Source organism: Nitratireductor soli (assembly GCF_001050155.1).
Lineage (GTDB): Bacteria > Pseudomonadota > Alphaproteobacteria > Rhizobiales > Rhizobiaceae > Nitratireductor > Nitratireductor soli.
The window spans coordinates 38881-65466 of sequence record NZ_LFVY01000015.1; the positions used below are offsets into that span (position 1 = coordinate 38881).

The 26586-nt window shown below is 63.9% G+C and carries 29 protein-coding genes; 15 read left to right on the plus strand and 14 right to left on the minus strand.

Annotation, left to right across the window (positions count from 1 at the left end; all coding sequences use genetic code 11):
• Positions 1-4: 4 nt before the first annotated feature.
• From pgeF to AB843_RS18445, 3 genes are read left to right on the plus strand one after another with little or no spacing between them, the layout of a single operon-like run.
• On the plus strand, positions 5-799 hold the full coding sequence (pgeF, locus tag AB843_RS18435; RefSeq protein ID WP_048648361.1) for a peptidoglycan editing factor PgeF: 795 nt from the start codon (positions 5-7) through the stop codon (positions 797-799).
• Positions 799-1950: a M24 family metallopeptidase gene (locus AB843_RS18440; RefSeq protein WP_048648362.1), complete on the plus strand. Its 1152-nt coding sequence runs from the start codon at positions 799-801 to the stop codon at positions 1948-1950. The genes pgeF and AB843_RS18440 overlap by 1 nt, the downstream gene beginning before the upstream one ends.
• Before the next feature lie 33 nt (positions 1951-1983).
• A complete protein-coding gene (locus tag AB843_RS18445; protein WP_048648363.1) occupies positions 1984-2583 on the plus strand; it encodes a hypothetical protein in 600 nt (199 codons plus the stop codon).
• A 26-nt stretch (positions 2584-2609) separates the two neighbouring features.
• Here the strand turns inward: AB843_RS18445 and AB843_RS18450 are convergent, their stop codons facing one another.
• Positions 2610-3212: a phosphoribosyltransferase gene (locus AB843_RS18450; RefSeq protein ID WP_157384552.1), complete on the minus strand. Its 603-nt coding sequence runs from the start codon at positions 3210-3212 to the stop codon at positions 2610-2612.
• 302 nt (positions 3213-3514) lie between these two features.
• Here AB843_RS18450 and AB843_RS18455 point away from each other — a divergent pair, with 302 nt between their 5' ends.
• Complete coding sequence (locus tag AB843_RS18455; RefSeq protein ID WP_048648365.1) at positions 3515-4447, plus strand: ribose-phosphate pyrophosphokinase; 933 nt, start codon at positions 3515-3517, stop codon at positions 4445-4447.
• A gap of 65 nt (positions 4448-4512) precedes the next feature.
• Here the strand turns inward: AB843_RS18455 and AB843_RS18460 are convergent, their stop codons facing one another.
• Complete coding sequence (locus AB843_RS18460; RefSeq protein ID WP_048648366.1) at positions 4513-5073, minus strand: NADPH-dependent FMN reductase; 561 nt, start codon at positions 5071-5073, stop codon at positions 4513-4515.
• A 99-nt stretch (positions 5074-5172) separates the two neighbouring features.
• Between AB843_RS18460 and AB843_RS18465 the strand changes: the two genes are divergently transcribed.
• The 4 genes from AB843_RS18465 to ychF all read left to right on the plus strand — a co-directional run bounded on the left by AB843_RS18465 (position 5173) and on the right by ychF (position 8387).
• Complete coding sequence (locus AB843_RS18465) at positions 5173-5595, plus strand: winged helix-turn-helix transcriptional regulator (RefSeq protein ID WP_048648367.1); 423 nt, start codon at positions 5173-5175, stop codon at positions 5593-5595.
• A gap of 269 nt (positions 5596-5864) precedes the next feature.
• Positions 5865-6521, plus strand: a complete 657-nt coding sequence (locus tag AB843_RS18470) for a 50S ribosomal protein L25/general stress protein Ctc (protein ID WP_048648449.1) — start codon at positions 5865-5867, stop codon at positions 6519-6521.
• A 24-nt stretch (positions 6522-6545) separates the two neighbouring features.
• On the plus strand, positions 6546-7280 hold the full coding sequence (gene pth, locus AB843_RS18475; protein ID WP_048648368.1) for an aminoacyl-tRNA hydrolase: 735 nt from the start codon (positions 6546-6548) through the stop codon (positions 7278-7280).
• A gap of 3 nt (positions 7281-7283) precedes the next feature.
• Positions 7284-8387, plus strand: a complete 1104-nt coding sequence (gene ychF, locus AB843_RS18480) for a redox-regulated ATPase YchF (RefSeq protein WP_048648369.1) — start codon at positions 7284-7286, stop codon at positions 8385-8387.
• 103 nt (positions 8388-8490) lie between these two features.
• On the opposite strand, the gene AB843_RS18485 is transcribed toward ychF, so the two are convergent.
• Both AB843_RS18485 and AB843_RS18490 read right to left on the minus strand, forming a co-directional pair.
• A complete protein-coding gene (locus AB843_RS18485) occupies positions 8491-9828 on the minus strand; it encodes a serine hydrolase domain-containing protein (protein WP_048648370.1) in 1338 nt (445 codons plus the stop codon).
• Entirely contained in the window at positions 9809-11248 is a 1440-nt protein-coding gene (locus AB843_RS18490) for an alginate export family protein (protein ID WP_206412923.1), read from the minus strand. The genes AB843_RS18485 and AB843_RS18490 overlap by 20 nt, the downstream gene beginning before the upstream one ends.
• A 181-nt stretch (positions 11249-11429) precedes the next feature.
• Here AB843_RS18490 and AB843_RS18495 point away from each other — a divergent pair, with 181 nt between their 5' ends.
• The 3 genes from AB843_RS18495 (at position 11430) to AB843_RS18505 (ending at position 13405) form a co-directional block, all read left to right on the plus strand.
• Positions 11430-12398 carry a magnesium transporter CorA family protein gene (locus tag AB843_RS18495; protein ID WP_048648371.1) on the plus strand — a complete coding sequence of 323 codons (969 nt, stop codon included), beginning with the start codon at positions 11430-11432 and terminating at the stop codon, positions 12396-12398.
• A gap of 72 nt (positions 12399-12470) precedes the next feature.
• Complete coding sequence (locus AB843_RS18500; RefSeq protein ID WP_048648451.1) at positions 12471-12938, plus strand: MaoC family dehydratase; 468 nt, start codon at positions 12471-12473, stop codon at positions 12936-12938.
• Complete coding sequence (locus AB843_RS18505; RefSeq protein ID WP_048648372.1) at positions 12935-13405, plus strand: MaoC family dehydratase; 471 nt, start codon at positions 12935-12937, stop codon at positions 13403-13405. The genes AB843_RS18500 and AB843_RS18505 overlap by 4 nt, the downstream gene beginning before the upstream one ends.
• A gap of 110 nt (positions 13406-13515) precedes the next feature.
• Here AB843_RS18505 and AB843_RS18510 read toward each other — a convergent pair whose 3' ends face one another.
• From AB843_RS18510 to AB843_RS18540, 7 genes are all read right to left on the minus strand, one after another.
• Positions 13516-15510, minus strand: coding sequence for a S8 family peptidase (locus tag AB843_RS18510; protein WP_082143888.1), 1995 nt, complete (start codon positions 15508-15510; stop codon positions 13516-13518).
• 475 nt (positions 15511-15985) lie between these two features.
• Entirely contained in the window at positions 15986-16537 is a 552-nt protein-coding gene (locus AB843_RS18515) for an adenine phosphoribosyltransferase (protein WP_048648374.1), read from the minus strand.
• Positions 16538-16636: 99 nt separating this feature from the next.
• On the minus strand, positions 16637-17461 hold the full coding sequence (locus AB843_RS18520) for a cytochrome c1 (RefSeq protein WP_048648452.1): 825 nt from the start codon (positions 17459-17461) through the stop codon (positions 16637-16639).
• Positions 17462-17490: 29 nt separating this feature from the next.
• Complete coding sequence (locus AB843_RS18525) at positions 17491-18780, minus strand: cytochrome b (protein ID WP_048648375.1); 1290 nt, start codon at positions 18778-18780, stop codon at positions 17491-17493.
• A 122-nt stretch (positions 18781-18902) separates the two neighbouring features.
• Positions 18903-19466, minus strand: coding sequence for a ubiquinol-cytochrome c reductase iron-sulfur subunit (gene petA / locus AB843_RS18530; protein ID WP_048648376.1), 564 nt, complete (start codon positions 19464-19466; stop codon positions 18903-18905).
• 282 nt (positions 19467-19748) lie between these two features.
• Positions 19749-20504, minus strand: a complete 756-nt coding sequence (locus AB843_RS18535; RefSeq protein ID WP_048648377.1) for a class I SAM-dependent methyltransferase — start codon at positions 20502-20504, stop codon at positions 19749-19751.
• A gap of 121 nt (positions 20505-20625) precedes the next feature.
• Positions 20626-20943, minus strand: coding sequence for a DUF6665 family protein (locus AB843_RS18540; RefSeq protein ID WP_053086149.1), 318 nt, complete (start codon positions 20941-20943; stop codon positions 20626-20628).
• A 97-nt stretch (positions 20944-21040) separates the two neighbouring features.
• Here AB843_RS18540 and AB843_RS18545 point away from each other — a divergent pair, with 97 nt between their 5' ends.
• Positions 21041-21673 carry a LysE family translocator gene (locus AB843_RS18545; RefSeq protein ID WP_048648454.1) on the plus strand — a complete coding sequence of 211 codons (633 nt, stop codon included), beginning with the start codon at positions 21041-21043 and terminating at the stop codon, positions 21671-21673.
• On the opposite strand, the gene AB843_RS18550 is transcribed toward AB843_RS18545, so the two are convergent.
• Together AB843_RS18550 and hemF are read right to left on the minus strand one after the other, a co-directional pair.
• Complete coding sequence (locus AB843_RS18550; protein ID WP_048648455.1) at positions 21633-22532, minus strand: EamA family transporter; 900 nt, start codon at positions 22530-22532, stop codon at positions 21633-21635. The genes AB843_RS18545 and AB843_RS18550 overlap by 41 nt on opposite strands.
• 120 nt (positions 22533-22652) lie before the next feature.
• Positions 22653-23567, minus strand: a complete 915-nt coding sequence (gene hemF / locus AB843_RS18555) for an oxygen-dependent coproporphyrinogen oxidase (RefSeq protein ID WP_048648378.1) — start codon at positions 23565-23567, stop codon at positions 22653-22655.
• A 223-nt stretch (positions 23568-23790) separates the two neighbouring features.
• Here hemF and AB843_RS18560 point away from each other — a divergent pair, with 223 nt between their 5' ends.
• Both AB843_RS18560 and AB843_RS18565 read left to right on the plus strand, forming a co-directional pair.
• Entirely contained in the window at positions 23791-24048 is a 258-nt protein-coding gene (locus AB843_RS18560) for a hypothetical protein (protein ID WP_048648379.1), read from the plus strand.
• A gap of 196 nt (positions 24049-24244) precedes the next feature.
• Positions 24245-24745 carry a GlcG/HbpS family heme-binding protein gene (locus AB843_RS18565; protein WP_048648380.1) on the plus strand — a complete coding sequence of 167 codons (501 nt, stop codon included), beginning with the start codon at positions 24245-24247 and terminating at the stop codon, positions 24743-24745.
• Positions 24746-24846: 101 nt separating this feature from the next.
• Here AB843_RS18565 and AB843_RS18570 read toward each other — a convergent pair whose 3' ends face one another.
• Entirely contained in the window at positions 24847-25293 is a 447-nt protein-coding gene (locus tag AB843_RS18570) for a tRNA (cytidine(34)-2'-O)-methyltransferase (RefSeq protein WP_048648381.1), read from the minus strand.
• 666 nt (positions 25294-25959) lie between these two features.
• Here AB843_RS18570 and AB843_RS25700 point away from each other — a divergent pair.
• A complete protein-coding gene (locus AB843_RS25700; protein WP_157384553.1) occupies positions 25960-26574 on the plus strand; it encodes a hypothetical protein in 615 nt (204 codons plus the stop codon).
• Positions 26575-26586: the final 12 nt, after the last annotated feature.

Below are 26586 nucleotides of genomic sequence, written 5' to 3' on the forward strand. Positions count from 1 at the left end.
GCGCATGCTTGACAGAACGAGGCCGGAACCCCTGCGGTCGCCGCTTTTGGACCGTGCCCGGGACCAGGGTGTGCGGCACGGCTTTTTCACGCGCCAGGGTGGCGTCTCGCAAGGCCTGTACCAGGGTCTGAATGTCGGGCTCGGCTCCGGCGACGACCGCGCGGCGGTGCTGGAAAACCGCCGCCGCGTTGCCGGCTGGCTGGGCGTCGCGCCGCACAACCTGTTGACCGTGCACCAGGTGCATTCGCCGGACGTGGTGACCGTCGACGGACCGCTCGGCGCGCAGCGCCCGCAGGCCGACGCGCTGGTGACCGACCGCCCCGGCCTGGCGCTTGGCGCGCTGGCCGCCGATTGCGGGCCGGTGTTGTTCGCCGACGCCGAGGCGCGCGTCGTCGCCGCCGCCCACGCCGGCTGGAAGGGTGCGCTGACGGGGATTCTGGAAAACACCATCATCGCCATGGAAAGCCTGGGCGCCGAGCGGGGACGCATCACCGCCGTGCTTGGTCCATCCATCAGCCAGGACAATTACGAGGTCGGGCCGGAGTTCATCGAGCGCTTCATCGCCGCCGACCCGCGCAACGAAAACTGGTTCCGCCCCTCGGATACGGCGGGGCACGCGCTGTTCGACCTCAACGGCTACACCGTTGCCCGGCTGACCGCAGCCGGCGTGACGGCGGCGGCGCTCGGCCGCTGCACCTATGCGGAAGAAGACCGGTTCTATTCCTACCGCCGCGCCACCCATCGCGGCGAGGCCGATTACGGACGTCAGATTTCAGCGATTGTCTTGGAGAACACTTGATGGCCCTTCATTTCGACCGTTCAGAGTTCGATGCCAGGCGCGATCGTCTTGTGATCGAGATGGCCGACCGCAAGCTGGATGCGATGCTGCTGTTCGCCCAGGAGAGCATGTATTGGCTGACCGGCTACGACACGTTCGGCTACTGTTTTTTCCAGTGCCTGGTGGTCAAGGCCGACGGCTCGATGGTGCTTCTGACGCGCTCGGCCGATCTGCGCCAGGCGCGGCACACCTCGACCATCGACAACATCGTGCTGTGGACCGACCGCCACGACGCCAACCCGGCCGTCGACCTGCGCAACCTTTTGAACGACCTGGACCTGCTTGGCGCGCGCATCGGCGTCGAATACGACACGCACGGCCTGACCGGCCGCAACACCCGCCTGCTCGACGAGCAGTTGCAGACCTTCGGCAAGATCGAGGACGCGTCGAACCTCGTCAGCCGGCTGCGCCTGTTCAAGAGCGAGGCCGAGATCGACAAGGCAAGGCAGGCGGCGAAGCTTGGCGACGAAGCGCTCGACGCGGCCCTGCCGCTGATCAAGCAGGGCGGCGACGAGGCGAAGATCCTGGCGGCCATGCAGGGCGCCGTGTTTGCCGGCGGCGGCGACTATCCGGCAAACGAGTTCATCATCGGCTCGGGCGAGGACGCCCTTCTGTGCCGCTACAAGGCGGGGCGGCGCAAGCTCAACAAGAACGACCAGATCACGCTCGAATGGGCCGGCGTCTACCATCATTACCACGCGGCGATGATGCAGACCGTGCTGACCGGCAAGGTGTCGAAGCGGCACCAGGAACTGTTCGACGCCGCGCGCGACGCGCTGGGCGCGGTGCAGAAGGTGATGGTGTCGGGCAACAATTTCGGCGATGTCTTCGACGCCCATGCCCGCGTGATGGAGGCGCACGGCCTGACCAAGCACCGGCTGAACGCCTGCGGCTACTCGCTCGGCGCGCGTTTCTCGCCCTCCTGGATGGACCCGCAGATGTTTTACGCCGGCAATGCCGAGCCGATCGCTCCCGGCATGACGCTGTTTGCCCATATGATCATCATGGATTCGGATTCCGGCAGCGCCATGTGTCTCGGCCGCACCTATCTGACGACCGACGGCGAACCCGAGGCATTGTCACGGCACGGGCTGGACCTGATAACGCGCTAGGCGCAAGCAAGAACGGGCAGGAGCAGCAGGGCGATGGAGGAGAACGCAGGCCGCAGGGGAACGCTTGGAAGGGGAACGCTTGGACTGGTGTTTGCGGCGGCGCTTCTGGCCGGTTGCAACACGGCCTCGGTGCTCGACGTGAATTCCGGGCCGACGCCGGAAACAGGCCTACCCGGCGGCGCGCCGACGGAACCGGCGACCGCTCCCGCGCTGGCGCCGAGCAGCGAGACAGGGGCCGGGAACGCGCCCTTGCAGGCGGCGATCGCCACCAATGAACGTGTCCAGTTCGCTCCGGTCATCGGCGCCACCGCCGAAGCCGTGCCCGCCCTGTCAAGCCGTCTCGAGGCGCGCGCCCGCCAGACCGGCATCGCCATCGTCCAGCAGGGCGGCAGCGCCTCGCTGGTGATGAAGGGCTACTTCTCGGCCATCGCCGACGGCGGCAAGACGACCGTGATCTATGTCTGGGACGTGCTCGACCCGTCCGGCAACAGGCTGCACCGCATCCAGGGCCAGCAGGTCGCGCCCAGCGGCAATGGCGACGGCTGGTCGTCGGTCACGCCGGCGACCATGGAAGCGGTCGCCGATTCGACGATCAGCCAGCTGGCCACCTGGCTGGCACAGCGAAAGAGCTGACCAGCCAGCGGCCGATGAAATCGATTTCATGACACCCATGAAACGCACACGGTTGCGTAGCCAAGGGAGCGCAGGAGGCTCGCGCAACGGCTGAAATGCGTGCCGGTGGTTGCCACGTCGTCAACCAGCAACACCAGCCCGTCACCAGGCTGCCGAATGTCGCATTCCGCCTCGAAACGAATGCTCTGCTTGGGATGGCTGGACTGTGACCGCCGCCCGTTGATGCTGCCGCGAAGAAAGTTTCGGTAGGTCGCGCCCAGCTCGGCGGCGGCGAAATGGGCGATGATCGCGGCGAAATTGACGGTGCGCCCCGAACTGCCGGCCGGAACGGGCACGACGAACCGATAGTTGCCGCCATTGGTGATCTTCTGCGCCAGGCTGGCGATCTGGCCGCCAATAATCGCGGCCGATGCTTCTTCAGGAGAACGTTTCAGGTTCCGCAAGCTGGCGATCTGAATTTCCTTGGCATCCTTGCGCCAACTGCGGCAGGAGAAGAAACTCGTTCCGCCTCTCTCCTTGTGCGATACTCGCTTGATTAAAGTGCTGTCGAGAAAAAGAAAATTCGGATTAACTGAAAGATCATATTCCTTCACAAGTGAACTAAATTCTCCCTGCAGATAATTACCCATAACCACCCCCTGAACACTGTAAATTCAGTTCCAGCCCCATACCCAAATGAACAATAATGACATTAATAAAACTGTGTCAATATGACGCGTCACAATCGACAACTTGCGCGTTTCTTTGTGCTTCCCCATGATTTTATCAAAACCCATAATCTTGAAGAAAAATGAGGAGTTCCAGATAGAAAAAGCCTAATTCTCGGAAATTTCACACCGAGAATGCGTATTTTTTCCCGCAACAGCTTGCAATCAGGACCCACGCCGTTAAAAGCGCGGTCAAGCGTCAAGGCGTTCTCCGAGGACATTCCATGAAGCTCTTTGCGGGCAATTCGAACCGGGTTCTGGCGGAAGCCGTTTCCCGTTACCTCAACATCTCTCTTGGAAAAGCCACGGTGCGGCGCTTCGCCGACCAGGAGATTTTCGTCGAGATCCAGGAAAATGTGCGCGGCGAGGACGTTTTCGTCCTCCAGTCGACCGCCTACCCGGCAAACGATCACCTGATGGAACTGCTCATCATGATCGACGCCTTCCGCCGCTCCTCGGCGCGGCGCATCACGGCGGTGCTGCCCTATTTCGGCTACGCCAGGCAGGACCGGCGCACCTCCGGCCGCACGCCGATCTCGGCCAAGCTGGTGGCCAACCTGATCACCCAGGCAGGCGCCGACCGGGTTCTCACCCTCGACCTGCACGCCGGCCAGATCCAGGGCTTCTTCGACATTCCGACCGACAATCTGTTCGCCGTGCCGGTGATGGCGCGCGACGTGAAGGCGCATTACAACCTGTCCAATGTGATGGTCGTTTCACCGGATGTCGGCGGCGTCGTTCGCGCCCGCTCGCTGGCCAAGCGGATCGACGCGCCGCTGGCCATCGTCGACAAGCGCCGCGACCGGCCGGGCGATTCCGAGGTGATGAACATCATCGGCGAGGTGCACGGCAAGGACTGCCTGCTGATCGACGACATCGTCGATTCGGGCGGCACGCTGTGCAATGCGGCCGACGCGCTTTTGGCCAACGGCGCCACCAGCGTCACCGCCTACATCACCCACGGCGTGTTGTCGGGCGGTGCGGCAGCGCGCATTTCGGCCTCGAAGCTGAAGGAACTGGTGATCACCGATTCGATCCAGCCGAGTTCGGCCGTCGAGGCGGCGCAGAACATCCGCACCATCACCATCACCGACCTGATCGGCGAGGCGATCTCCCGCACGGCGACGGAGGAATCGGTTTCCAGCCTGTTCGCCTGAGCAGCAGAAACCACAAAAAAGCCGGCGGATGGCCGGCTTTTCTGATTCAAGACGCGAATGACGTATCAGGCGGCAACCTTGTCCGCCGCCACACCGACCCAGCCGGTGAACCGGTCGATGAAACCGGCAAGGAATTTTTCCGTATCGGCGTCGGCCACCGCGTCATTGCCGTCGAACAGGCCTTCCTTGAACTGCAGGAACACCTCCGGCTGCCCCATCAAAGTGGCGCCGAGGCTGATCATGATGGTGCGCAGATGCATCTGCGCCGTGGCCGTGCCGATGACGCCGGGGCTGCTTCCGACGATGGCGGCGGGCTTGCCCGCCCAGTCATTGTCGCCATAGGGGCGCGACACCCAGTCGACGGCGTTCTTCAGGAGCGCCGGGATCGAGCGGTTGTATTCGGGCGTGACGAACAGGACGCCGTCGGCGTCGGCAACCTTCGCCTTCAGCGCACCCACCGCCGCCGGTGGATTGGCGAGCTCGTCATCATTGTACATGGGCAGCGCGGCCAGATCGGCATAGTCGAATTCCAGCCTGCCTGCGGCCAGCTTCTCGAGCGCGCGCGCGAATTTCAGATTGACCGACTCCTTGCGGTTGGAGCCGACCAGAACGACAATTTTCTTCATATCAAATCCTCTTGCCAGCGGGTTCAAATTCCCGGTGGTATCCGTTGGTAACCGCACCTATATCTGACACAGGAACAAACCAGACAAGAAGGCACCTATATGAAACCGCGTCACGGCCACATCTCGGACGGCTGCCGGCCGATCAGCGAAGTGCTTTCGCTGATCGGCAACAAATGGACGTCCCTCATCATCACCCGCCTGATCGAGGGACCGATGCGCTTCAACGAATTGAAGCGCCAGGTCCACGGCATCTCGCAAAAAGTGCTGACGGCATCGCTGCGCGCGCTGGAGCGGGACGGCTTCGTCGAGCGGACAGAGCACCCGACCGTACCGCCCAGCGTCGAATACCGGCTGACGCCGTTCGGCCGGGAACTCGCCGAGCCGCTTCTGACGCTGACCCGCTTCGCGGCGATCAACGGCGAACGGATGGAGGCGGCCCGCGCAGCCTATGACGAAGGCCACGACACGCCGCCGCCGGGCACTGAGCCAAGGCGCAAGCCGCTCGGGCTACGCCTGAACTGACGTTTTCCGCCGATGCCCCGCGCGGCGCGCGCGGACGCGCGCCATCACCACGCGGCTGCGCCTGGTCCCCGGCTTGCGCAGCGCCGTTGCATCGGCTATAGACCCGCCGTCCGCGTAGACACCCTTGGAGGCACCGCGGACGGAAGTTTGCCCGACATGGCGGTAACGCCGGGCGATGTTTCGGCATCGGAACCCGGCTTTTTCCCATGCGGCGGCTTTCTCGTTTCCGGGCTTGCCCGGGAGCGCTCCAGAACATGAAAGGACAGGCCATGAGCCATCAGACATACGAGCTGAAGGCCGAGGCGCGCGAACGGGTCGGTAAGGGGTCCGCCCGGGCTATTCGGCGCAACGGCAAGATTCCCGCCGTCATCTACGGCGACAACCAGGCCCCCCTGGCGATCACGCTGCCCTACAAGGAAGTGTTTCTCAAGATTCACGCCGGCGGCTTCAAGACCACCATCGCGACGATCGACCTCGACGGCAAGAAGATCCAGGTCCTGCCGAAGGACTATCAGCTCGAGCCCGTGCGCGACTTCCTGATGCATGTGGACTTCCTGCGCATCGGCAAGGGCACGGTCGTGACCGTGAACGTTCCGGTTCACTTCACCAATGAAGAGGCTTCGCCCGGCATCAAGCGCGGCGGCGTGCTCAACATCGTCCGCCACGACGTCGAGTTCACCTGCCCGGCAACGTCGATCCCGGATTTCATCGAGGTCGACCTGACCGGCATGGACATCGGCGATTCCGTGCACATCTCCGCCATCACGCTGCCGGAAGGCGTGACGCCGACCATCACCGACCGCGACTTCACCATCGCCACGGTTGCAGCGCCTGCCGGCCTGAAGTCGGAAGAGTCCGGCGCTGCCGACACCGAGGCCGAAGAAGAAGCCGAGGCGGAAGAGAAGGAGGGCGAGGGCGAGGCGTAGTCCTCCCCTTCCCCGCGGAACCTCATGCTGCTCATTGCAGGGCTCGGCAATCCCGGCCAGCAATATGCGGGACACCGGCACAATGTCGGCTTCATGGCGGCGGATGCGATATCCCGCCGCCATTCCTTTGCGCCATGGGCGAAGAAATTCAGCGCCCTGGTCGCCGAGGGGCGCATCGGCGGCGAGAAGGTTCTGCTGATCAAGCCGCAGACCTTCATGAACCTGTCCGGCCAGGCGATCGGCGAAGCCATGCGCTTCTACAAGATCGACGTCGCCGACCTCATCGTCCTCTACGACGAATTGGACCTGGCGCCGGGCAAATTGCGCATCAAGACCGGCGGCGGCTCGGGCGGCCACAACGGCATCAAGTCGATCGATGCCCATTGCGGCAAGGCGTATCGCCGCGTGCGCATCGGCATCGGCCATCCGGGCGACAAGGCGCGCGTCACCGGCCATGTGCTGGGCGACTTCGCCAAGGCGGACCGGGATTGGCTCGAGCCCATGCTCGACGCCCTGGCCGACAACATCGCCATGCTGGCGGAAGGCGACGAGGCGGGTTTCATGAACCGCGTCAGCCTGGCGGTGAAGGGCATCAACGCGGGCACCGCGTCGGGACTGGCCGCCCAGAAGTCTGCGGAAAAGCCGGCGAAAAAACAGAGCCACATCCGCCAGGCGCGCCAGGCGGGGCCGGCAGCTCCCCTCCCCGAAAGCGGCCCGATGGCCGCCATGCTCAAAAAACTCTTCGGCAAGAAGGAATAGGAAATGGGTTTCAAATGCGGCATCGTCGGTCTGCCCAATGTCGGCAAATCGACGCTTTTCAACGCGCTCACCAGGACGGCCGCCGCCCAGGCCGCCAACTATCCCTTCTGCACCATCGAGCCGAACACCGGCGAGGTGGCCGTGCCCGACCCGCGCCTGAAGAAGATTTCCGGCATCACCAAGTCGAAGGAGATCATCCCGACGCGCATCTCCTTCGTCGATATCGCCGGCCTGGTGCGCGGCGCCTCGAAGGGCGAAGGGCTGGGCAACCAGTTCCTCGCCAACATCCGCGAGGTGGACGCCATCGTCCACGTGCTGCGCTGCTTCGAGGATGACGACATCACCCATGTCGAGGGCCGCATCGACCCGGTGGCCGACGCCGAGACGGTGGAGACCGAGCTGATGCTCTCCGACCTCGATAGCCTCGAGCGCCGCACCACGCAGATGCAGAAGCGCGCCTCCGGCAAGGACAAGGAAGCGATGACGCTCCTGCCGATGATGGAGCAGGCGCTGGCGCTGCTGCAGGAGGGCAAGCCGGTCCGCCTGCTGCTCGACGGCATCGCGGCGGAAGATTTGAAGATCCTGCGCGGCCTGAACCTCTTGACCTCCAAGCCGGTGCTCTATGTCTGCAACGTCGCCGAGGGGGACGCCGCCGAAGGCAACGAACACAGCCGGGCGGTGGCGGCCATGGCCGACAGCCAGGGCGCCGGCAGCGTCGTCATCTCGGCGGCGATCGAGGCCGAGGTGGCGCAGCTTCCCGACGCGGAGGCCGCCGAGTATCTGGAAGCGATGGGGCTGGAGGAACCCGGCCTCGACCGGCTGATCCGCGCCGGCTACGAATTGCTCGACCTGATCACCTTCTTCACCTCCGGCCCGAAGGAAACCCGCGCCTGGACCGTTTACAAGGGCGCCAAGGCGCCGCAGGCGGCCGGCGTCATCCACACGGATTTCGAGCGCGGCTTCATCCGCGCCCAGACCATCGCCTACGAGGATTTCATCGCGCTGGGCGGCGAAGTGCCGGCCCGCGAGGCCGGCAAGGCACGCGACGAAGGCAAGGAATATGTGGTGACCGACGGCGACGTGATGCTGTTCAAGTTCAACACGTAGAGCGCCGTGCGTCCATTCGGACGCTACACAAGGACGCTCTAACTCTTTGAATCTACGCATCGGCCGCTCACAGTCAGACCATGTCAGCTGACTGCAAAATGCCTTATGGGGCGAGATGGTCGGCGACCGCCTGGTATGCTGGCAGCGATGTGGGGTCGTTGGCGGCGTTGCCGGCCTGCGGGTTCGATGCGAACCGGGCTATGACCATGCGTGCAGCCGGGTCGATGTAGATCGACTGGCCATGTACGCCACGCGCCGTGAACGCGCCGTTCGCATTGTGCGACACCCACCACATGCCGCGATAGCTCCATCCCTTGAGCAGGCCGTAGCCGGCCTTCTCGAAGGCGGCCTTGTCACCGCCGGCGCGAATGCGATCCACCGCCGCCTTCGGCACAAGGCGCTGGCCGTTGATCACACCGTCATCGAGCAGCAACTGGCCGATCCGTGCCATGTCGCGAAGCCCAGCGTTCAGGCCACCGCCTGCAAACGGCGTGCCGAGGGAATCGACCGTGAAATACCCGTCCTGCTCTGCGTCCATCCGGCTCCAGATGCGCTCGGACAACAGATCAGCGACCGATTTTCCGGTGACGCGGGCGATCATCCAGCCAAGGGCGTCGGTGTTGATCGTCTTGTAGGCGAAGGCGTCACCATGCGCGCCTTCCTTGCGGACCGTCTGCAAATACTCGAAATAGCCACGCGGCCCCTGATAGTCGGCTGGCTTGGGCAACGGGTTGCCGGCAGCGCCATATTGCCAGACCTCAGCGTCGGGGTCGGCGTAATCCTCGCTGTATTTGAGCCCGGTCGTCATCTCCAGAACCTGCCGGACGGTGGCGTCGCCGAAGGCGCTGTCGGCCAGTTCGGGAACGATGCTCGACACCAGCGCCGTCTCGTCGAGCACTCCTTCGGCCACCAACACCTCGCCAAGCAACCCGGTCAGCGACTTGGTCACCGACATCGCTCCATGCTGGCCCGCCTCGTCGAGACAGCCGAGATAGCGCTCATAGACCACGACGCCGTCATGCAGGATAACGATGCCGTCCGTGTAGTTGGCGGCCAGCGACTGCTCCCACGTCATCGGCGTGTCGCCGCCCAGCGGCAGGAAGGTGAGCGCGTCGATCCCATCGTCGATCCGGCGCGGCAACGGCACCGACGCGCCGAGCCCGCGGCTGACACCGACCGTCGGCATGAGCTGGCGGAAATGGCAGACGGTCCAGCGCAGTTTCGGAAAGCTGAAATAATCGGGATCGGAGAAACGGATGATCTTGTCGGCGGGCGGCGGCGCGCCGACCATCCATTCGAGCTTGACCGGGTCGGATTCTTCGGCGGTCATCGGCTTCTCCTGGGCGAGCGAAGCAGCCGGCGCGGCAAGGCCGGCGGCGAACCACAACGCCGTGGCGATGCCGCGCGACAGCGGGCCGGTTTCAGAAATTGACGACGACATTGGCAAAGCCTCCAATCCAGGTTGGCGCGGCGGAATTGACGACGGAATCGATGCCCGCGCCGGGAAACGAGACGCTGGCGCCGACGGTCAGGAAGGTATGCGGATTGAGAACCCGGTTGTACTCGAGGAAGATGTCGTCTGACAGGTGATGGCTGGTGACGCCCGCCACGGGACTGGGAATGCCACCATCGATCTCGACGCGCGTACCCTGGCCGAATTGGATCGGGCTGCGCAGCTCGTTGGCGCGGATATGCGCATAGCGCAGGGTCAGTGTGTCGCGCTCGGTCGGGGTCACGCGCAGGCTTGCCTGAAAAGCATTGACGTTGGAGTTGATAAACACCATCGACGATTTCGAGCCGGTCGACCATGAGCTGGGACTGCCCTCGTAGAACAGCGGATCGAAACGCTCGAGCCGGCTGGTGAAGGGATCATCGCCGGAAAAGGTCTGGTAGGCCAGGGCCAGCGTCGGCGACCAGGGTAGGTCGGCGAAGACATAGCCGACATGGACGCGCCCAGCCCACGCGGCAAGATCGATGCGGCTGTTCCACTCATAGGCGAATTCGCCGCCGGCGAAGAGATTTTCCATCGTGCCGGGGAACGGCTTGCCGATGGCATAGAGATTGATGAAGTTCAGCCCGTCGCGGCCGCCGGGCAGGATGCCGGGTGGGCCGATACCGCCGGCGGCCGCTTGCGCGTAGGGAGACGATGATTCCAGTACATGGCCGACCGTGACACCGGCAAAGCTGCCGGGCGCCCAGTCGTAGCGCAGTTCCGCGCCCACCAGCGTGGTGCCGCTGCTGCTGTCGGGCAATTCGTTGGGACTGAGATAGAACAGCGCGGCCTTGAAGTCCTGAAAGGCGAAGCGACCGATGGCGGCTGTCTTCCACGCCTTGCGGGGGCCGAATTTCAGCGCACCGCGCTCGAACCCGCTATTGCCGCCATTGGCGATCAGCATGCCCGTACCGGCCTTGAACTCGCGCGGCCCGAAGGACACGTCGAACGACGGTACCGCGTCCCGGCCGTAGCGCAGGCCGAGATAGCCTTCCTCAAGCGTGATGCGGCCGGTATTGCCATTGTCGTAGGCGTCGATGCCGAGCGTGCCCGAGATGACGACGGAACCCTTGCCATACAGGATGACGCCACCATCGAACGCGTTGGTGAAGCTGATGCCGGGCTTCAGATAGCCCTCCAGCCATTGCTTGTCGGCATCATATCCGGTCGAGGGCGCAAACATGTCGGCGAAGTTCCAGAACATGTTTCCTTCGGCCACCGCGTTCAGGCCGGCCTGGAGATGCGCGCGGAACGCCAGGCCTTCACGGTCGTAGAGCAGCATCGGATCGCCGGCGGTTGCCGGGATGGCCGCCAGGAGAGGCGCTGCAAGGGTCGTCAGTTTGATGATCGTCCGGACTTTCCCGCTCATCCACCCTCGCTTGCGGCCGCCCTCGCTTGCAGCATTGAATCGTCATACTGGTCCAGATCGTGGACCGGGTCTAGCACGCGGACATTACAAACGCGCCCCCCAAGCACCACGGCGGCCGCGGGCTTGACGCCGCGCGTGCAAGGTCCGAAACCTTGTCCGCAGTCAAATCCGAGGGTTCGCCATGATCAAAGCCTACATCGTCGACAATGAGCGCTTGCGGCCCGTGGACGACATCGCCGCGCAGGGGGACGCGGTGGTCTGGGCCGATCTCCTGTCGCCCACGGCCGAGGAGAAGAAGGCCATAGAGGACTGGCTGGGCGTCGCGGTGCCAACCCGCGAGGAGATGGAGGAGATCGAGATTTCGAGCCGCCTCTACACGGAGAACGACGCCTATTTCATGACCGCCACCCTGCCGGCCCAGACCGACGGCGACCGGCCGGACATGTCGCCCGTCGCCTTCGTCCTGGCGCGTGGCAGGCTGGTGACGGTGCGCTTCCACGAACCGCGCGCCTTCCAGACCTTTCCGCAGCGCGCAGAAAAGGCCGCCCTCGGCTGCACCACGGGCGAGACGGTGCTGATCAATCTGCTCGAGGTCATCGTCGACCGGCTGGCCGACATATTGGAGCGCGCCGGACGCGAGATCGTCGAGATCGCGCATGGCATCTTCCACCCGGCCGAGACCAAGGCCTCGAAGCGGGATGTCGGCTTCCAGATCATCTTGCGCAAGATCGGCCGCAAGGAGCATCTTCTGTCGAACATCCAGGACAGCCTGCTGACGCTGCAGCGCCTGTCGGGCTTCCTCGGCGCCATTCCCATCAAGGGCGGCAAGGACAGCCGTGCGCGGATCAAGACCCTGGCGCGCGACGTCGCCTCGCTGTCCGATCACGCCGCCGGCCTGTCGCAGAAGATCAACTTCCTGCTCGACGCGACACTGGGCATGATCAACATCGAGCAGAGCGCCATCATCAAGATCTTCTCGGTGGTGGCGGTGGTGTTCCTGCCGCCGACGCTGGTCGCCTCCATCTACGGCATGAATTTCGACCTGATGCCGGAGCTGAAATGGGATTTCGGATACCCGCTGGCACTGGTCATCATGGTGCTGTCGGCTGTCCTGCCCTTCCTGTATTTCAAGCGGCGCGGCTGGCTCTAGAAGTTCTCGCCCCTGTCCTTGCAGAAGGCCGATCTTCCCGCCATAAGGTTCAAGCTTGAACAGGAAGTCGCCATGACAGAGAAGAAATGGGCATACGAGGACCTGGCCGAGGGGGCCACCATCCCGTTCGGCCCGAAGACCGTCAGCGCCGAGGAAATCATCACCTTCGCCCGCCAATTCGATCCCCAGCCGATGCATCTCGACGAGGCGGCCGGCAAGGCGAGCCTGCTGGGCGGCCTCTCCGCCTCCGGCTGGCACAGCAGCGCCATCTTCATGCGCATGCTGTATGACGCGCTGCTGGCCGACTCGACCTCGCAGGGCTCGCCCGGCATCACGGAATCGCGCTGGAAACGCCCGGTTCTGGCCGGCGACACATTGTCCGGCGCGACCACGGTGATCGCCCGCCGCACGCTCAGATCGCGCCCCGGCATCGGGTTGGTGACGTTGCGCCATCTGGTGGTCAACCAGCGCGGCGAGACGGTGATGGAAATCGAAAACCCGATCATGTTCGGCATGCGCAGCCGGGGAGACGCCGCATGAGCCTCGACGCCTATCTGCGCATCGGCGAGACGATCACGCTCGGCACGCACCGTTTCACCGCCGAGGAAATCAAGGCGTTTGCCCGCGCCTACGACCCGCAGCCCTTTCACACCGACGAGGAAGCGGCCCGCCACAGCGTTTTCGGCCGCCTGTGCGCCTCGGGCTGGCACAGCTGCGCCATGTGGATGAAGTACAATCTCGAGGGCATGGATCGAAATGACGGCCCTGCCTGGCAAGGCCCGGGACCGCAACCCGAATTCGGCCCCTCGCCCGGCTTCTCCAACCTGAAATGGCTGAAGCCGGTCTATGCCGGCGACACGATCACCTTTACAAGGCGCGCCGTCGAACACCGGGCGCTGGCCACGCGCCCCGGCTGGCGCCTCCTCAGCCTGAGGGCGGAAGCCTTCAACGGCGACGGCGAGAGAGTGCTGGAATTCGACAATGCGGTGCTGGTGAAGGTGGAGTGAACGCCGACCGGCGTGCAGCAGCGGCGGCTCGGGCAGATCCCGAACCGCGATGCTCTCGCAGGAGACCTCATCGGAGATGGGAAAGCCGCGATCAACCTGCTTCCATCCCCTCAGAACTTGACCGAAAGCCCAAGCTGTACGCCGTGCCGGTTGGCGTTGTCGCGGAAGGAGCCGGTGTAACCGATCGACGCGGTGAGGCCGCGCTGCCGATCCTCGAATTTGAGGGCCGCGCCGACGCCGAAGATGTCGCGACCGAGCACCGTGGTCGAAGCCTCCATCTCGCGGCCGAGAAGCGCGGTTTTCACAATGTGGTCGTTCGTGCCCAGCGCACGCGCATAGGAGAGTTCGAGTTCCGGCGACACGGTCCACGATCCGGCGGAAAACGAGCGCGAGAATCGCACGCCGGGGCCCACCTGCGCTGCCGCCATACGGCCCGAATGCTGCTCGTAACCGAGGACCTCGAGCCCGCTCTCCAAGGCCCCGCGATAAGACTGCGCGGCGCCGGTGAAGCGACCGAACAGCGCCATCCCGGCAAAGCCGAGATCGACGTCCCGCCCCGCTTCCGCGCTGGCGAAGACACCCCATGCGTCGGTCGCTGATTGCGCCGCGGGATTGCCAAGCTCCAACACCGTGCCAGCCAGGCCGGGGATGGTGCGTCGCGTGTGCTTCTGGCGGAAATGGCTGACGCCGGCTGCCCCCCTCGCATACCAGGCACCGCTGCGCCAGTCGCCATAGCCGAAGGCGTGAAGGCCATTGGCCCGGGCGGTGTTGGCCGTACCGCCCTCGCCGGTCGAGCCACGGGTGTAGGCAAGGCCGAGGCCTGCCGTCAGCCCCTCGCGCTCCAGGAGGTCGACGCCGGCGGCAAACGCCCGGCTGCGTGCTATCGTCTGCGGCAGGCCGGCGGAGGCAGCGATCCGCGCCGCTGCGAGATCGCCTGCCGTCCATAGCTGTTTCAGTCGCGCGGCGCGCGTCAGCGGCCCAAAGGGCAGCCGCGACACCTGTTCCATGGAGAGCTGGCGGTTGAAGGCAGCGCCGGCATAAATGGAGCGGCCGCGCGGCGCGATCGTGTCGACCGCATTGCCGAGATCGAGCCGGCCCCAGCCGAAAACCGCGTCAATCCCCGGATCGCCCAGATCGACCGCCGTGTGCAGGATCAGCTTGCGCAGGTCGCGCATATCGGCGTCGCGGAAAATCTCGCGGGTCACGGCGAGTGCGCCGGTGACGTGCGGCGCGGCGAAGGAGGTGCCAAGAGTTCGTTGGTAGCCGCCGCCCGGCGCGGTGGTTTCAATGAAGTTGGGGCCTACGTATTCGCCCTCGACGTTCTCTCCGTCACCGCCCGGCGCAGCCAGGCACCAGCGCGCGGACACACCGCATTCTGCCGGATAGCTTGCCAGGCTGTTCGGCGTTCCCAGCGCGACCACATTCAGCCAGCTGTTTTCCAGTTCGGGAAAAAGAAGGGGCAACCCTTCAAACACCGTCGTACCTTCCTGGCGGTCATTGCTGGCCGCGAACACGGATACACCGCCGTCGGCGCTCATCTCCCGCATTGCCTGAAGTGTTTTGGGGTAGGCTTGTTCCACATCCTCGGGGGAGAGATCCAAAATGGAGTACGGCAAGCCCCATGAATTGTTGATCACCGAGATCTGCTGGGAATGCAGAAACGCGTAAGCTTCGCTGATGGGGCGATCGTCAATATCCTCGTAGGCCACCGCCGTGATGCGGGCATTGTATGCAATGCCCATGAGCCCGGCCCCGTCCCGACCAGCTGCGATGATCCCGCTCACCCCGGTACCATGCCCTTCAGAATCGCCGGTAACGGGTCCCCCACCAATTGCGGTATCATAGGAAAATCCACTGAGCCGACCCTTGAACTCCGGGTGTTCCGGGTCGATGCCGCTATCCAGCACACCGACATTCACCCCCTTGCCGGTAAACCCGGCATCGTGCGCCTTTTGGGCATTGATCGCCGACAACCCCCAATTGAAATCCGCCTCGGAATCGCCGGTGTTGCCGCGCAGGGGCTCCGCGCCTGACGGATTGGATTGGGCACAAAGCCCGAACAAGAGCGCGAGGGCGCTGGTCCAAGTAAATTTTTGAACAGTCATACAAGTAAACAAAACAGTATCCTATAATAAATTAAAAAGTATATAAATAAAATTACAGTATTCTCACATTTATAAGATGACAAGGGCATTTACGCATTTTGACTACTATAACCAAAAGGCGTTTCACCTGACATCCAAGCATGGGCAGAGAAAAGGAAGAGGCTGGCCTCAATCGTCGTTGAAAGCGGTTGGCATGCATGCACCGGAATTCGACAGCGGTGTCTGGCATTGGGGAGACGGCGCCGGTGAAGGCAGGGTAACGCCGGGCCGCGCTTCAATCGCGAACCGCCGATGCCGCCCCTCACCTGCCTGCCGGCATCCTCTCCCCGTAAACGGGGAGAGGAAGGATTGCCGCGATCTCCGCAGCCATGATTGGCGAAACCGACAGGGACAGCCATCTTCTCTCCGTTTACGGGGAGAAGTGCCCTGCAGGGCGGTGTGGGGCGGCGCTGCAGTTGGAGGATGTCTGCGCGTCTCAATCGCCCTCGAAGGCGATCAGCGTGTGGACGTCGACGCCGAGCGCCTCGAGCTTGGCGCGGCCGCCGAGATCGGGCAGGTCGATGACGAAGCAGGCGGCGACGATCTCGGCGCCCATCCGGGTGAGCAGCTTCACCGCGCCCTCGGCCGTGCCGCCAGTGGCGATCAGGTCGTCGACCAGGATCACCTTCTCGCCCGGCTTCACGGCGTCCCGGTGCATCTCCATCTCGTCGAGCCCGTACTCCAGGCTGTAGGCGACGCGCACCGTGTCGTGCGGCAGCTTGCCCTTCTTGCGGATCGGGATGAAGCCGGAGGAGAGCTGGTGGGCAATGGCCCCGCCGAGGATGAAACCGCGCGCCTCGATGCCGGCGATCTTGTCGATCTTCGCCCCGGCATAAGGATGCACCAGCTCGTCCACGGCGCGCCGAAAAGCGCGCGCATTGCCCAGAAGCGTGGTGATGTCACGAAACAATATGCCGGGCTTCGGATAGTCCGGAATGGTGCGGATCGCCGAAAGAAGCGTGTCCTGAAGTGTCTGTGAAGCTGCCATGTGCCCTGCCCCGGTTCACCCGTTTGTGCCGCGTTGCGGCGCAAAAGAAAAGGGCGCTTCGACAGCGCCCTTGCCTGTTTCCATTTGACGGCGATGCGCTCAGTGCGCTTCCGACCAGATCTTGCGCTTGGTCAGATACATCAGGCCGGCGAACAGGACGAGGAAGATCATCACCGTGAAGCCGGTTGCCTTGCGCGCCTCCAGGTGCGGCTCGGCCGCCCACATGAGGAACGCCGACACGTCGCGGGCATACTGGTCGACCGTTTCAGGCGTGCCGTCCTCGTAGGTCACCTGGCCATCGGAGATCGGGTCGGCCATGGCGAGCGAGGCCGAACCGAGGAAGTAAGGGTTGTAGTGCGTGCCCTCGGGAATCTCATGCTCGCCCGGATCCTCGCCATAGCCCGTCAGCAGCGCATGGATGTAGTCCGGGCCAGCCTCGGCATACTGCGTGAAGACGTCGAAGACGAAGGTCGGGAAACCACGCTCGACCGCGCGCGCCTTGGCGATCAGCGAGAAGTCGGGCGGCGCTGCGCCGTTGTTGGACGCGGCCGCCTGCTCGGGATTGGCGAAGGGCGCCGGGAACTTGTCGGAAGGCTTGGCGGCGCGCATGAACATGTCGCCCGCTTCGTCCGGGCCGTCCTGCACTTCGTATTCCGATGCGATCGCCTTCACCTGGGCCTCGGAATAGCCGAGATCCTCGAGGTTGCGGAAAGCCACCAGGTTGAGCGAATGGCAGGCTGCGCAGACTTCGCGGTAGATCTTGAAACCGCGCTGCAACTGGCCCTTGTCATAGGTGCCGAACGGGCCGGCGAACGACCAATCCTGCTCGACCGGCTTCTTGATCGGATACTCTGCGGCGTTGGCGGCCGTGACAGCGGCCAGGCCGAGGCCGAGCGCGGCCAGTCCGTTGAGGACGTTCTTCATGGCGAAAATCCTTTTGCCCATTCTCTCGCTCAGCCCTTTGCCTGATCGGTGGCCGTTGCGGCCGCCACGGACGATTTCTTCTCCAGCACGGCTTCCGTGATCGAATTGGGAAGCTTGCGCGGGGTCTCGATCAGGCCGAGGACCGGCATGATGACGAGGAAGAAGACGAAGTAGTAGAGCGTCGCCGCCTGGGCCATGGCCACATAGGTGCCTTCCGCCGGGCGCGAGCCGAGCCAGCCGAGGAAGATTGCATTGAGGACGAACAGCCAGAAGAACAGCTTGAACCAGGGCCGGTAGACCGCCGAGCGGACCTTCGACGTGTCGAGCCAGGGCACGACGAACAGGACGGCGATGGCGCCGAACATGGCCAGCACGCCACCGAGCTTCGAATCGATCGGCCCGATGTTGAAGGTGATGGCGCGCAGGATGGCGTAGAATGGCAGGAAATACCATTCGGGCACGATGTGCGCCGGTGTCTTCAACGCATCGGCCTCGATGTAGTTGTCCGGATGGCCGAGGAAGTTCGGAATGTAGAAGACGAAATAGGCGAACACGGCCAGGAACACGACCATGGCGAAGGCGTCCTTCACCGTCGCGTAAGGCGTGAAGGCGACCGTGTCGGTCTTCTGCTTCACCTCGATGCCGGTCGGGTTGGTCTGGCCCACCACGTGCAGCGCCCACACGTGCAGGACGACGACGCCGGCGATCATGAAGGGCAGCAGATAGTGCAGCGAGAAGAAGCGGTTCAGCGTCGGATTGTCGACGGCGAAGCCGCCGAGCAGGAGCTGCTGGATCCACTCGCCGACCAGCGGGATGGCGGTGAAGAAGCCGGTGATGACGGTCGCGCCCCAGAAGCTCATCTGGCCCCAGGGAAGCACGTAGCCCATGAAGGCGGTCGCCATCATCAGGAGATAGATGATGCAGCCGAGGATCCACAGCAGTTCGCGCGGCGCCTTGTAGGAACCGTAATAGAGACCGCGGAAGATGTGCACGTAGACGGCGACGAAGAACATCGACGCGCCGTTCGAATGCAGGTAGCGCAGGAGCCAGCCGGAGTTGACGTCGCGCATGATCTTCTCGACCGAGTTGAACGCAACCTCGGTGCTGGCCGCGTAATGCATCGCCAGCACGATGCCGGTGAGGATCTGCGCCACCAGCATGATCGAAAGAATGCCGCCGAACGTGTAGGCATAGTTCAGATTGCGCGGCACCGGATAGGCCACGAAGGAATCATAGACCAGACGCGGAAGCGGCAGGCGCGCATCCATCCAGCGGCCGAAGCCGCTCTTGGGCGTGTAGGTCGAATGTCCAGCGCTCATAGAAAATCCCCTCTCGCCAGGACTGGATCAGTTCATCGTTTCACGAAATCGACGAACTGATCCGACTCATTCTTTTCCGCGTTTCCGCGGATGTCGGATGTTTCCATCCGACTGCAAATGCTCTAGCCGATCTCGATGACCGTATCGGACGTGAATGCAAAGGTCGGCACGGCCAGGTTCTCCGGCGCCGGGCCTTTGCGGATGCGGCCGGCCGTGTCGTAGTGCGAACCGTGGCACGGGCAGAACCAGCCGCCGAAATCGCCGGCCTGGCCGAGCGGGACGCAGCCCAGATGGGTGCAGACGCCGACCATCACCAGCCAGTTCTCCTTGCCTTCGCCAGCCGAACGATCGGTATCGGTGGCCGGTGCATCGGCAGGAATGTTGGCGTTGCGGGCGACAGGGTCCTTGAGGTCTTCCAGCGGAACGGCCTTGGCCTCCTCGATCTCCTTCTCCGTGCGATTACGGACGAAGACCGGGCGGCCGCGCCATTTGACCGTCAGCGACATGCCCGGCTCGACGCCGGAGACATCCACCTGGATCGACGCCAGTGCGCGGGTGGAGGCATCCGGCCGCATCTGGTCGATGAACGGCCAGGCAACGCCAGCGGCGCCAACGGCCCCGGCCACGCCTGTCGCGACGTAGAGAAAATCACGCCTAGTATGTTCGGTCGAATCGGTAGCGCTCACGGGACTGCGATCCTTTCACCTCAGTTCGGCCGGTCAGGAAGCCTCATTGCACGTCAAACCCAGGCAATCCGCTGCCCATGGCAACAAATACCCGGCCCTGCTCCGGCATTTTTCGATGGTTTCTATGCGCCATGCCGACGCTTGTCCAGACGCGCAAACTAAGACAGGGCAGATTGTCGCGGGCAAAACACAACGAATAAAGATGAGTAGTTTAGTCCTATTATCTCCTCGCTCGGCCCGCAAGCCTCGCGGCAGCCATGCGCGGTCATTCTGATGCGGGCCTCACACGGCGGCGGTCGCCTCGAAGGTGAACACGGCGGCGTCCTCATCCGGCAGGCAGCCATGCCGATAGTCGCCGGAAACGACGATGTTCGAAAAGCCGGCCTCCCGCAGCGCCAGTTCGAACTCCAGGAGACCCCAGAAGCGGAGATGGAACAGTTCGAGCGCGCTGGCAACGAGCGTCCCGCCGCGCCAATGCTCGTAGCGCAGCTGGGACAGCGTGGTCTGGCGCGCAAAGCTGCGCGCGACACGATCCTCGCGCAGGGTCAGGACATCCTCCCCGGCCTGCCATTGCCGGACGGCGCCGGGCGCATCCGTCAGGCTGGACAGTGGATCGAGATCGACGATCAACCGGCCCGCCGGCAGCAGCGCATCGTGGAAACGGCGCAGCACGGCGCGCGCTGATTCGGGCTCGGTCAGAAGCTGGAACGATCCGGCCGGAACGATCACCGCCGCGAAGCGCTCGGCGTAGGAGAACGTTTCGAAGCGCTGGAGATCGATGGGTGCGGGCAGGCCGCGCGCAACGCACGCTTCCCGGCAAAGGGCGATCATTTCCGGCGATGCATCGAAGCCGCGCATGTCGAGACCTGCCTCCAGCAGCGGGATGAGAACCCGGCCATTGCCGGCGGCCGGCTCGAGAATGGGGCCGCCGCAGCCCTTGAGCCGCTGGCGGTAGAACGCGATGTCGCCGAAGGAGCGGCCGATCGGCTTGTCCAGATGATAGACCCAGGCGGCCAGCGTGCCGTAGCGGTTTTCCATGATTTGGCCTCTCACACGCGACAGGCACGGCCTGCGCAAACCTGGCGGAAGTGCCATCGCGCCGACCAAAGGGCAAGCCGGTCACGCCGGGGAAAGGAGTGATCCACGCGGCCACGCGGCCTCAGCGCGCGCCGAGCCGCGCCAGCACCCGGCGCGGAATGCCAAGGTCGCAGATCACCGCCTCATGGCCGCGAAAGCCGCACAGTTCGCGCTGGATGAAATAGCCGTGCACCGCGTCCGCCGCTGCCTGGAGCAGGCGGTGCGCCCGCTCGGCGTCCGTCCCGTCATCCTGCGCCAGCCGCAGCAGCGCCGCCTCGGCGCGGCGGCCGGCATGACCGAGCGAGGACGCCTGTTCGGCGAGGATCTCCTGCTGCAGCACCGTGTCGCCGCTGATGGGATGCGGGACCAGGCCAGTGATCGTGTTCGGCAGTTTCAGCATCGCACCTCGCCGCGCATCCGGCGTCTCGACAAGCGGTTCAACGGCGCATATTTTGCCGCCTCAGGCAGCGTTCATCAACCCGCAAGGCACGATCGCCATGACGTTCATCGAACTCGCAACCTTCACAGTCGTCGCAGCCCTCCTGGTGATGTCACCGGGACCGAACGGCGTGCTGATCGCCAAGACCGTGCCGACCTCCGGCAAGGCGGCGGGCTTCGCCAACATCGCCGGCTTCTTCGCCGCCTTCTATGTGCATGGCGCGCTGTCGATCCTCGGCATCTCGATCATCCTGGTGCAGTCGGCCAACGCCTTCTTCGTCGTCAAGATGTTGGGTGCTGCCTATCTCTGCTACATCGGCGCCAAGGCCTTGTGGCAGGCCTGGAAGGGCGCACCGGTGGCACCGGCGGTCGCCCCGGCCAAGCGCCGCCGGACGCTGGCCAAGGCGGCAATGGAAGGCTTCCTCACCAACGCGCTGAACCCAAAGGTGTCGATGTTCTACCTGGCGGCGTTTCCGCAATTCATCCCGGTCAATGCCGATGCCACGCTGTGGGCCTTCCTGCTGGTCGTCATCCACTCGCTGTTGAACATCGTCTGGTTCTCGAGCCTGGTGCTCGTGTTCTCGACATTGAAGTCGTTCGGCAGCCGCGCCAGCGTCCAGCGCTGGCTGAAGGCGACGACCGGCGCGGTGTTCATCGGCTTCGGGCTGAAACTGGCGACAATGCGGCCCTGACGGTCGCTTTCTTTCTTGCAACCGTCAGCACCAGGCCCAGAAGAACGAGGCAGGCGGCGACGACGCGCAGGAAGCCGAATTCCTCGCCCAGAACCAGCGCCGACGAGCTCATGCCGAAGATCGGCACCAGCAGCGAAAACGGCGCCACCTGGCCGGCACCATAGGTGCGGATCAGCTTGCCCCATGCGGCAAAGCCGAAGATGGTCGCGCCGAAGGCGATGTAGACGACCGTGCCGACACCCAGCCAGTCGAGATTGACCATTGCCGCCTGTTGCCGGTCCCAGCCTTCCACCAGAAGCGACAGGAAGAACAGCGGGATGGGCGGGATCAGGCTCGCATGCACCATCAGGTGAAGCATGTCGACCTGCCCGGCCTTCTTCATGATCAGGTTCGACACCGCCCAGGAAAACGCCCCGCCGATGGCCAGCGTCAGGCCGAGCGCAGTGACTCGGCCATCGACGGTCAAGGCGATCAGGCCGATGCCGCAGAAAGCCACGACGGTGCCGAGAAGCTGGAGCGCTCCGGGCCGCTCGCCGAGAAAGACGGCGGCCAGGATGATGGTGAAGAATGCCTGCACCTGCATGACCAGCGATGCGAGGCCTGCCGACAGGCCGACATCCATGGCCATGAAGAGCAGGGTGAACTGGATGATGCCGAGAAAGACGCCGACACCGAGCACGTAATGCCGCGCCACTTTCGGCCGCGGCAGGATGAAGGCGAGCGGCACTGCCGCCACGACAAAGCGCAGCGCCGAGAACAGGATCGGCGGGAAACTGCCGAGACCGACCTCGATAACCACGAAGTTGAAGCCCCAGACCGCCGCCACCAGCAGCGCCAGGAGAAAATGTGGCAATCGCATCGGCGTTTCCCCGCTCAACCGCCACTCGCGATGGCGCGCCATGGAACCGCGAATGCCGGCAATTCTCAAATCAAAAGGACAGGCCGCAAAGATCAGCGAAACTGAAGAGTTGGCCGCCGCCTATGGCCACTTCACCTCGGGCGGCAGGCTGGAGAGGATGGACTCCACATTGCCGCCGGTCTTCAGGCCGAAGATCGTGCCGCGATCGTAGAGCAGGTTGAACTCCACATAGCGGCCGCGCCGCACCAATTGCTCCTCGCGGTCGGCTTCCGTCCAGTTGGTGTTGAAGTTCTTGCGCACCAGATGCGGGTAGACGATGGCGAAGGCGCGGCCCACATCGCGGGTGAAGTCGAAATCCGCCTGCCAGCCACCCTTTTCCTCCGGGCTCTTCAGCCAATCGTAGAAGATGCCGCCGACGCCGCGTGCCTCGTCGCGGTGCGGCAGATAGAAATACGTGTCGCACCAGGCCTTGTATTTGTCGTAGTCGACGATGGCGGCATGCCGGTCGCAGACGAATTTCATCGCCTGATGGAAGGCCTGCGTGTCGGCATCCTCCTGGGTGCGCCGCCGCTCGAGCACCGGCGTCAGATCGGCGCCGCCGCCGAACCATTGCCTTGTCGTCACCACCATGCGGGTGTTCATGTGAACGGCCGGCACATGCGGGTTCTGCGGATGGGCGATCAGCGAGATGCCCGACGCCCAGAACCGTGGATCTTCATCGGCGCCGGGAATCTGCGTGCGGAAATCCGGCGAAAATTCGCCATGCACCGTCGAGACGTGAATGCCCACTTTTTCAAAGACGCGGCCGTGCATGACCGACATCACACCGCCGCCGCCGGCCCCCTCCTCGCGCAGCCAGGGCGTCTGCTCGAAGCGGCCCGGCATGCGCGTCGACAGCGGTCCGGCCAACTCGTCCTCCAGCGCTTCGAAGGCGACGCACAACCGGTCGCGCAATTCCTCGAACCAGGCCCTGGCGGCGGTCTTCTTGTCTTCCACGCCCTCGGGCAAGCCGGCCGGGATATCTGGTTTCTGCATCTTTTTTCCTTTTGGACCTCCAAAGGCGCCGCTAGACCGGTTCAGCGTTTCATAGAAACGCTGAACCGGTCTATCTCTTGGTTTTTCCGCATTTGTGCGGACGTCAGGTGATTCCACCTGACTGCAAAATACTCTAAGACGCGCCCGCGCAGCCCGACAAATGACTCGCAATTTCCAAGCGTGTTGCCTAATCTTCTTATCGGACGGGTCAAGGAGTTCTTTCGTGCGTGTGCCCGCAAAACCTCCGCTTGAAGGGCTGAAGCGCAGTATCGACAAGCACCGCGCCAAGGCAAGCCGCTTGCCGCGCGACGGATTCTTGCGGGAGACCTTCGCCCTGCCGCGCGCCCAGGCCCGCGCCAAGGCCCGCGAATGGCTGGACCGCTGGCCCAAACAAGCCTACTGGACCGAAATCGAGAGCTGGTGCGAACGCCCCGGCGACATGATCGAATTCACCATGCGCCGCCTGCCCAGCGCCGACTGACGCTCCCCCTTCGATTGCCGCGCGTGACGCGCCAGCCGCCATCCGCTCAAAGTTGCGTGATCGGCAACCAGGCAAATTTGAAGAAGTCTTGACTTGTAGCCTGCCGGGTTCCGGCTATCTTGCCGCCGTTGGGATAAAAGCGGGCCGTGTACCGCCCGTAAATATATAATTTTTATAGGAATTTTAGGAGACCTTCATGTTTTCAACCCGCTCTCTAGGTGCGGCGATCATCCTTGCGGCAACGCTTGCAACCGCGCACGCCGACACGCTTCCCACCACCACTTACCTGCCACTGGACAAGGCGGTGGAAGCCGCCAGGGCGGCGGTTGAGGCGTGTGCGCAGAAGGGGTTCGCGGTGAGCGCTGCAGTCGTTGGACGCGATGGCGAAACCACGGCGCTGCTGCGCGGCAATGGTGCTGGCCCCCACACCGCCGGATCGGCCACAGGCAAGGCCTTCACCTCGGCCTCGATGGGACGTCCTTCCGGCCAACTGGCGCAAGCCATCGCCGACAATCCGCAACTGGCGGGGCTGCGTGACATGGACCGGCGCCTCGTCATTCTGGGCGGAGGCGCGCCCGTGCGCTTTGACGACGTGCTGGTTGCCGGCATCGGCGTCGGCGGCGCACCTTCCGGCACGATCGACGCCGAATGCGCCGTCGCCGGTCTGCAGGCAATCGGCGCCGCGATTCCGAACTGAAGCATCGTCTCGACAAGGCACACAATGCTGTAGTGGAGCAATGCCGCAGGTGACTCCACCTGGCGGCATTGCCATTTTGCAGGCTCGTCTCGGCGACGCGCCTATCGTGTCTGCCGCAGCGCCTCGCCGGCGGCCATGGCGGCGCTCATTGCCAGGTTCAGGCTGCGCGTGCCCTCCTTCATGGCGATCAGAAGCCGTGCGTCGGCGGCTTGATGCACATCCTCCGGCACGCCGGCCGTTTCACGACCGAACAGCAGGATGTCGTCCTCGCGATAGACGAATGCCGTATAGACCGTCTCTGCCCGCGTGGAGAACAGGAGAAGGCGCCGGCCCTCGCCATGCCGCCACGCCTCGAACCTCTCCCAGGACGCATGACGCACAAGCGTCGCCCGCTCGATGTAATCCATGCCGGCGCGCTTCAGATTGCGGTCGGACAGGTCGAAACCGGCCGGCTCGATCAGATCGACCGCAAGATCGAGGCACGCTGCCAGGCGCAGGATCGCCCCCGTATTGCCGGGAATGTCGGGCTGGTAGAGGGCGATGCGCATCTGGCTGTGTCTTCCGACGTGGCTACTGCATAATTCCTTAAATCGGAATCGATTTGAGGAAAAAATTATGCAGCATTTCAAAGTGTTACAGCGTCCTTTGCGCGTCTAAAAAGACGCGCGGCGCTGTCGGTGTGGCTGCCAGGACACAATCCCTTTCCGGAATCCCGGAAAGGGAAAACCGCGCTGGCAAGACACCGCAACTGCCGATATAAGTGCTGCACTGTCAACGCGAACCGAAGGAGAAAGGCATGACGATAATGTTGCACATGACTTGGCTCCGCGCTTGTGGGCTCCACGCCTGCGGGCTTACCGCCTAGCGGCGAACTCGGTTCGAACAGCTTACCTTCACGCACACGCAGAAGCATCGTTTCGAGTTCAGCCGGAAGCCGTTTTCCGTTTTCCAAGGACTGTTACGATGCACAACCGTTTCCCCCAACGGCCGAAAGGCCGACCGCCGGCGCCGCGCAACCCTGCCTTCGGTCCGGCGCGACAGACATTGCACGACCGGAAACTGGCCGCGTGGGCGCTGACCATCGGCGCTCACGTGCCGCTCGAGGGCGGCGCGCCGCGACGCCCCCATCGCGGCCAGTTGCCAGACGTTGATTTCACCCGGGCCGAGCCGGCCATTCGCCCCTCATGGCGCACACGCCTGGCCGGATGGTTCCGATGAACGCGCTGCGGTCGGACTGCGGCAATCTGGCCACGCTCTCATCGAAGATGGCCAGGGGGAAGATGGCCAGGGGGAAGATGGCCGGTGGCGTTTTGGCGCCACTGGCCAAAACCCTGCATCGCGGCTATAAAAGCCGCCCTGTCAACGAACACCGCTGGAGGTGGCAATGGATTACTCGATGCTTACCTCCCTCGCCGGTCTGCGCCCCTGGTTCACGGCGCGCCGCGAGGCCTGACGGCGGTTTTCGTTCCAAAGCTTTTTTCTCAGAACTGAAGCAACGCGCGAGCGGATCCGCCGGACATTTTTTCCGGAAACCACGATGGATTCGCATCATGACTGCACGTTTTCCCAATGGACGTCCGACGTCCGAAGAACAATCGACGACGGCCGCTCCCGCTTTGAAGCGGGACAATGACGCGGCTCCCGCCAAGACCATGTCAGGAGCCTTCAAGGCCGCTCTCGGCAAGCCGGCGCAAATGCCGCACACTTTCGACACACGCAAGAACGGCAAAGGGCTCAAATCCGCATTGAACGCCGGCCCGTCGCACGGGCCGGAGCGGCAACCCATCCTGGGCTCGGCAGCCCCCTTGCCGCGCAAGGGCCACAGATAGACGCATGGCCTT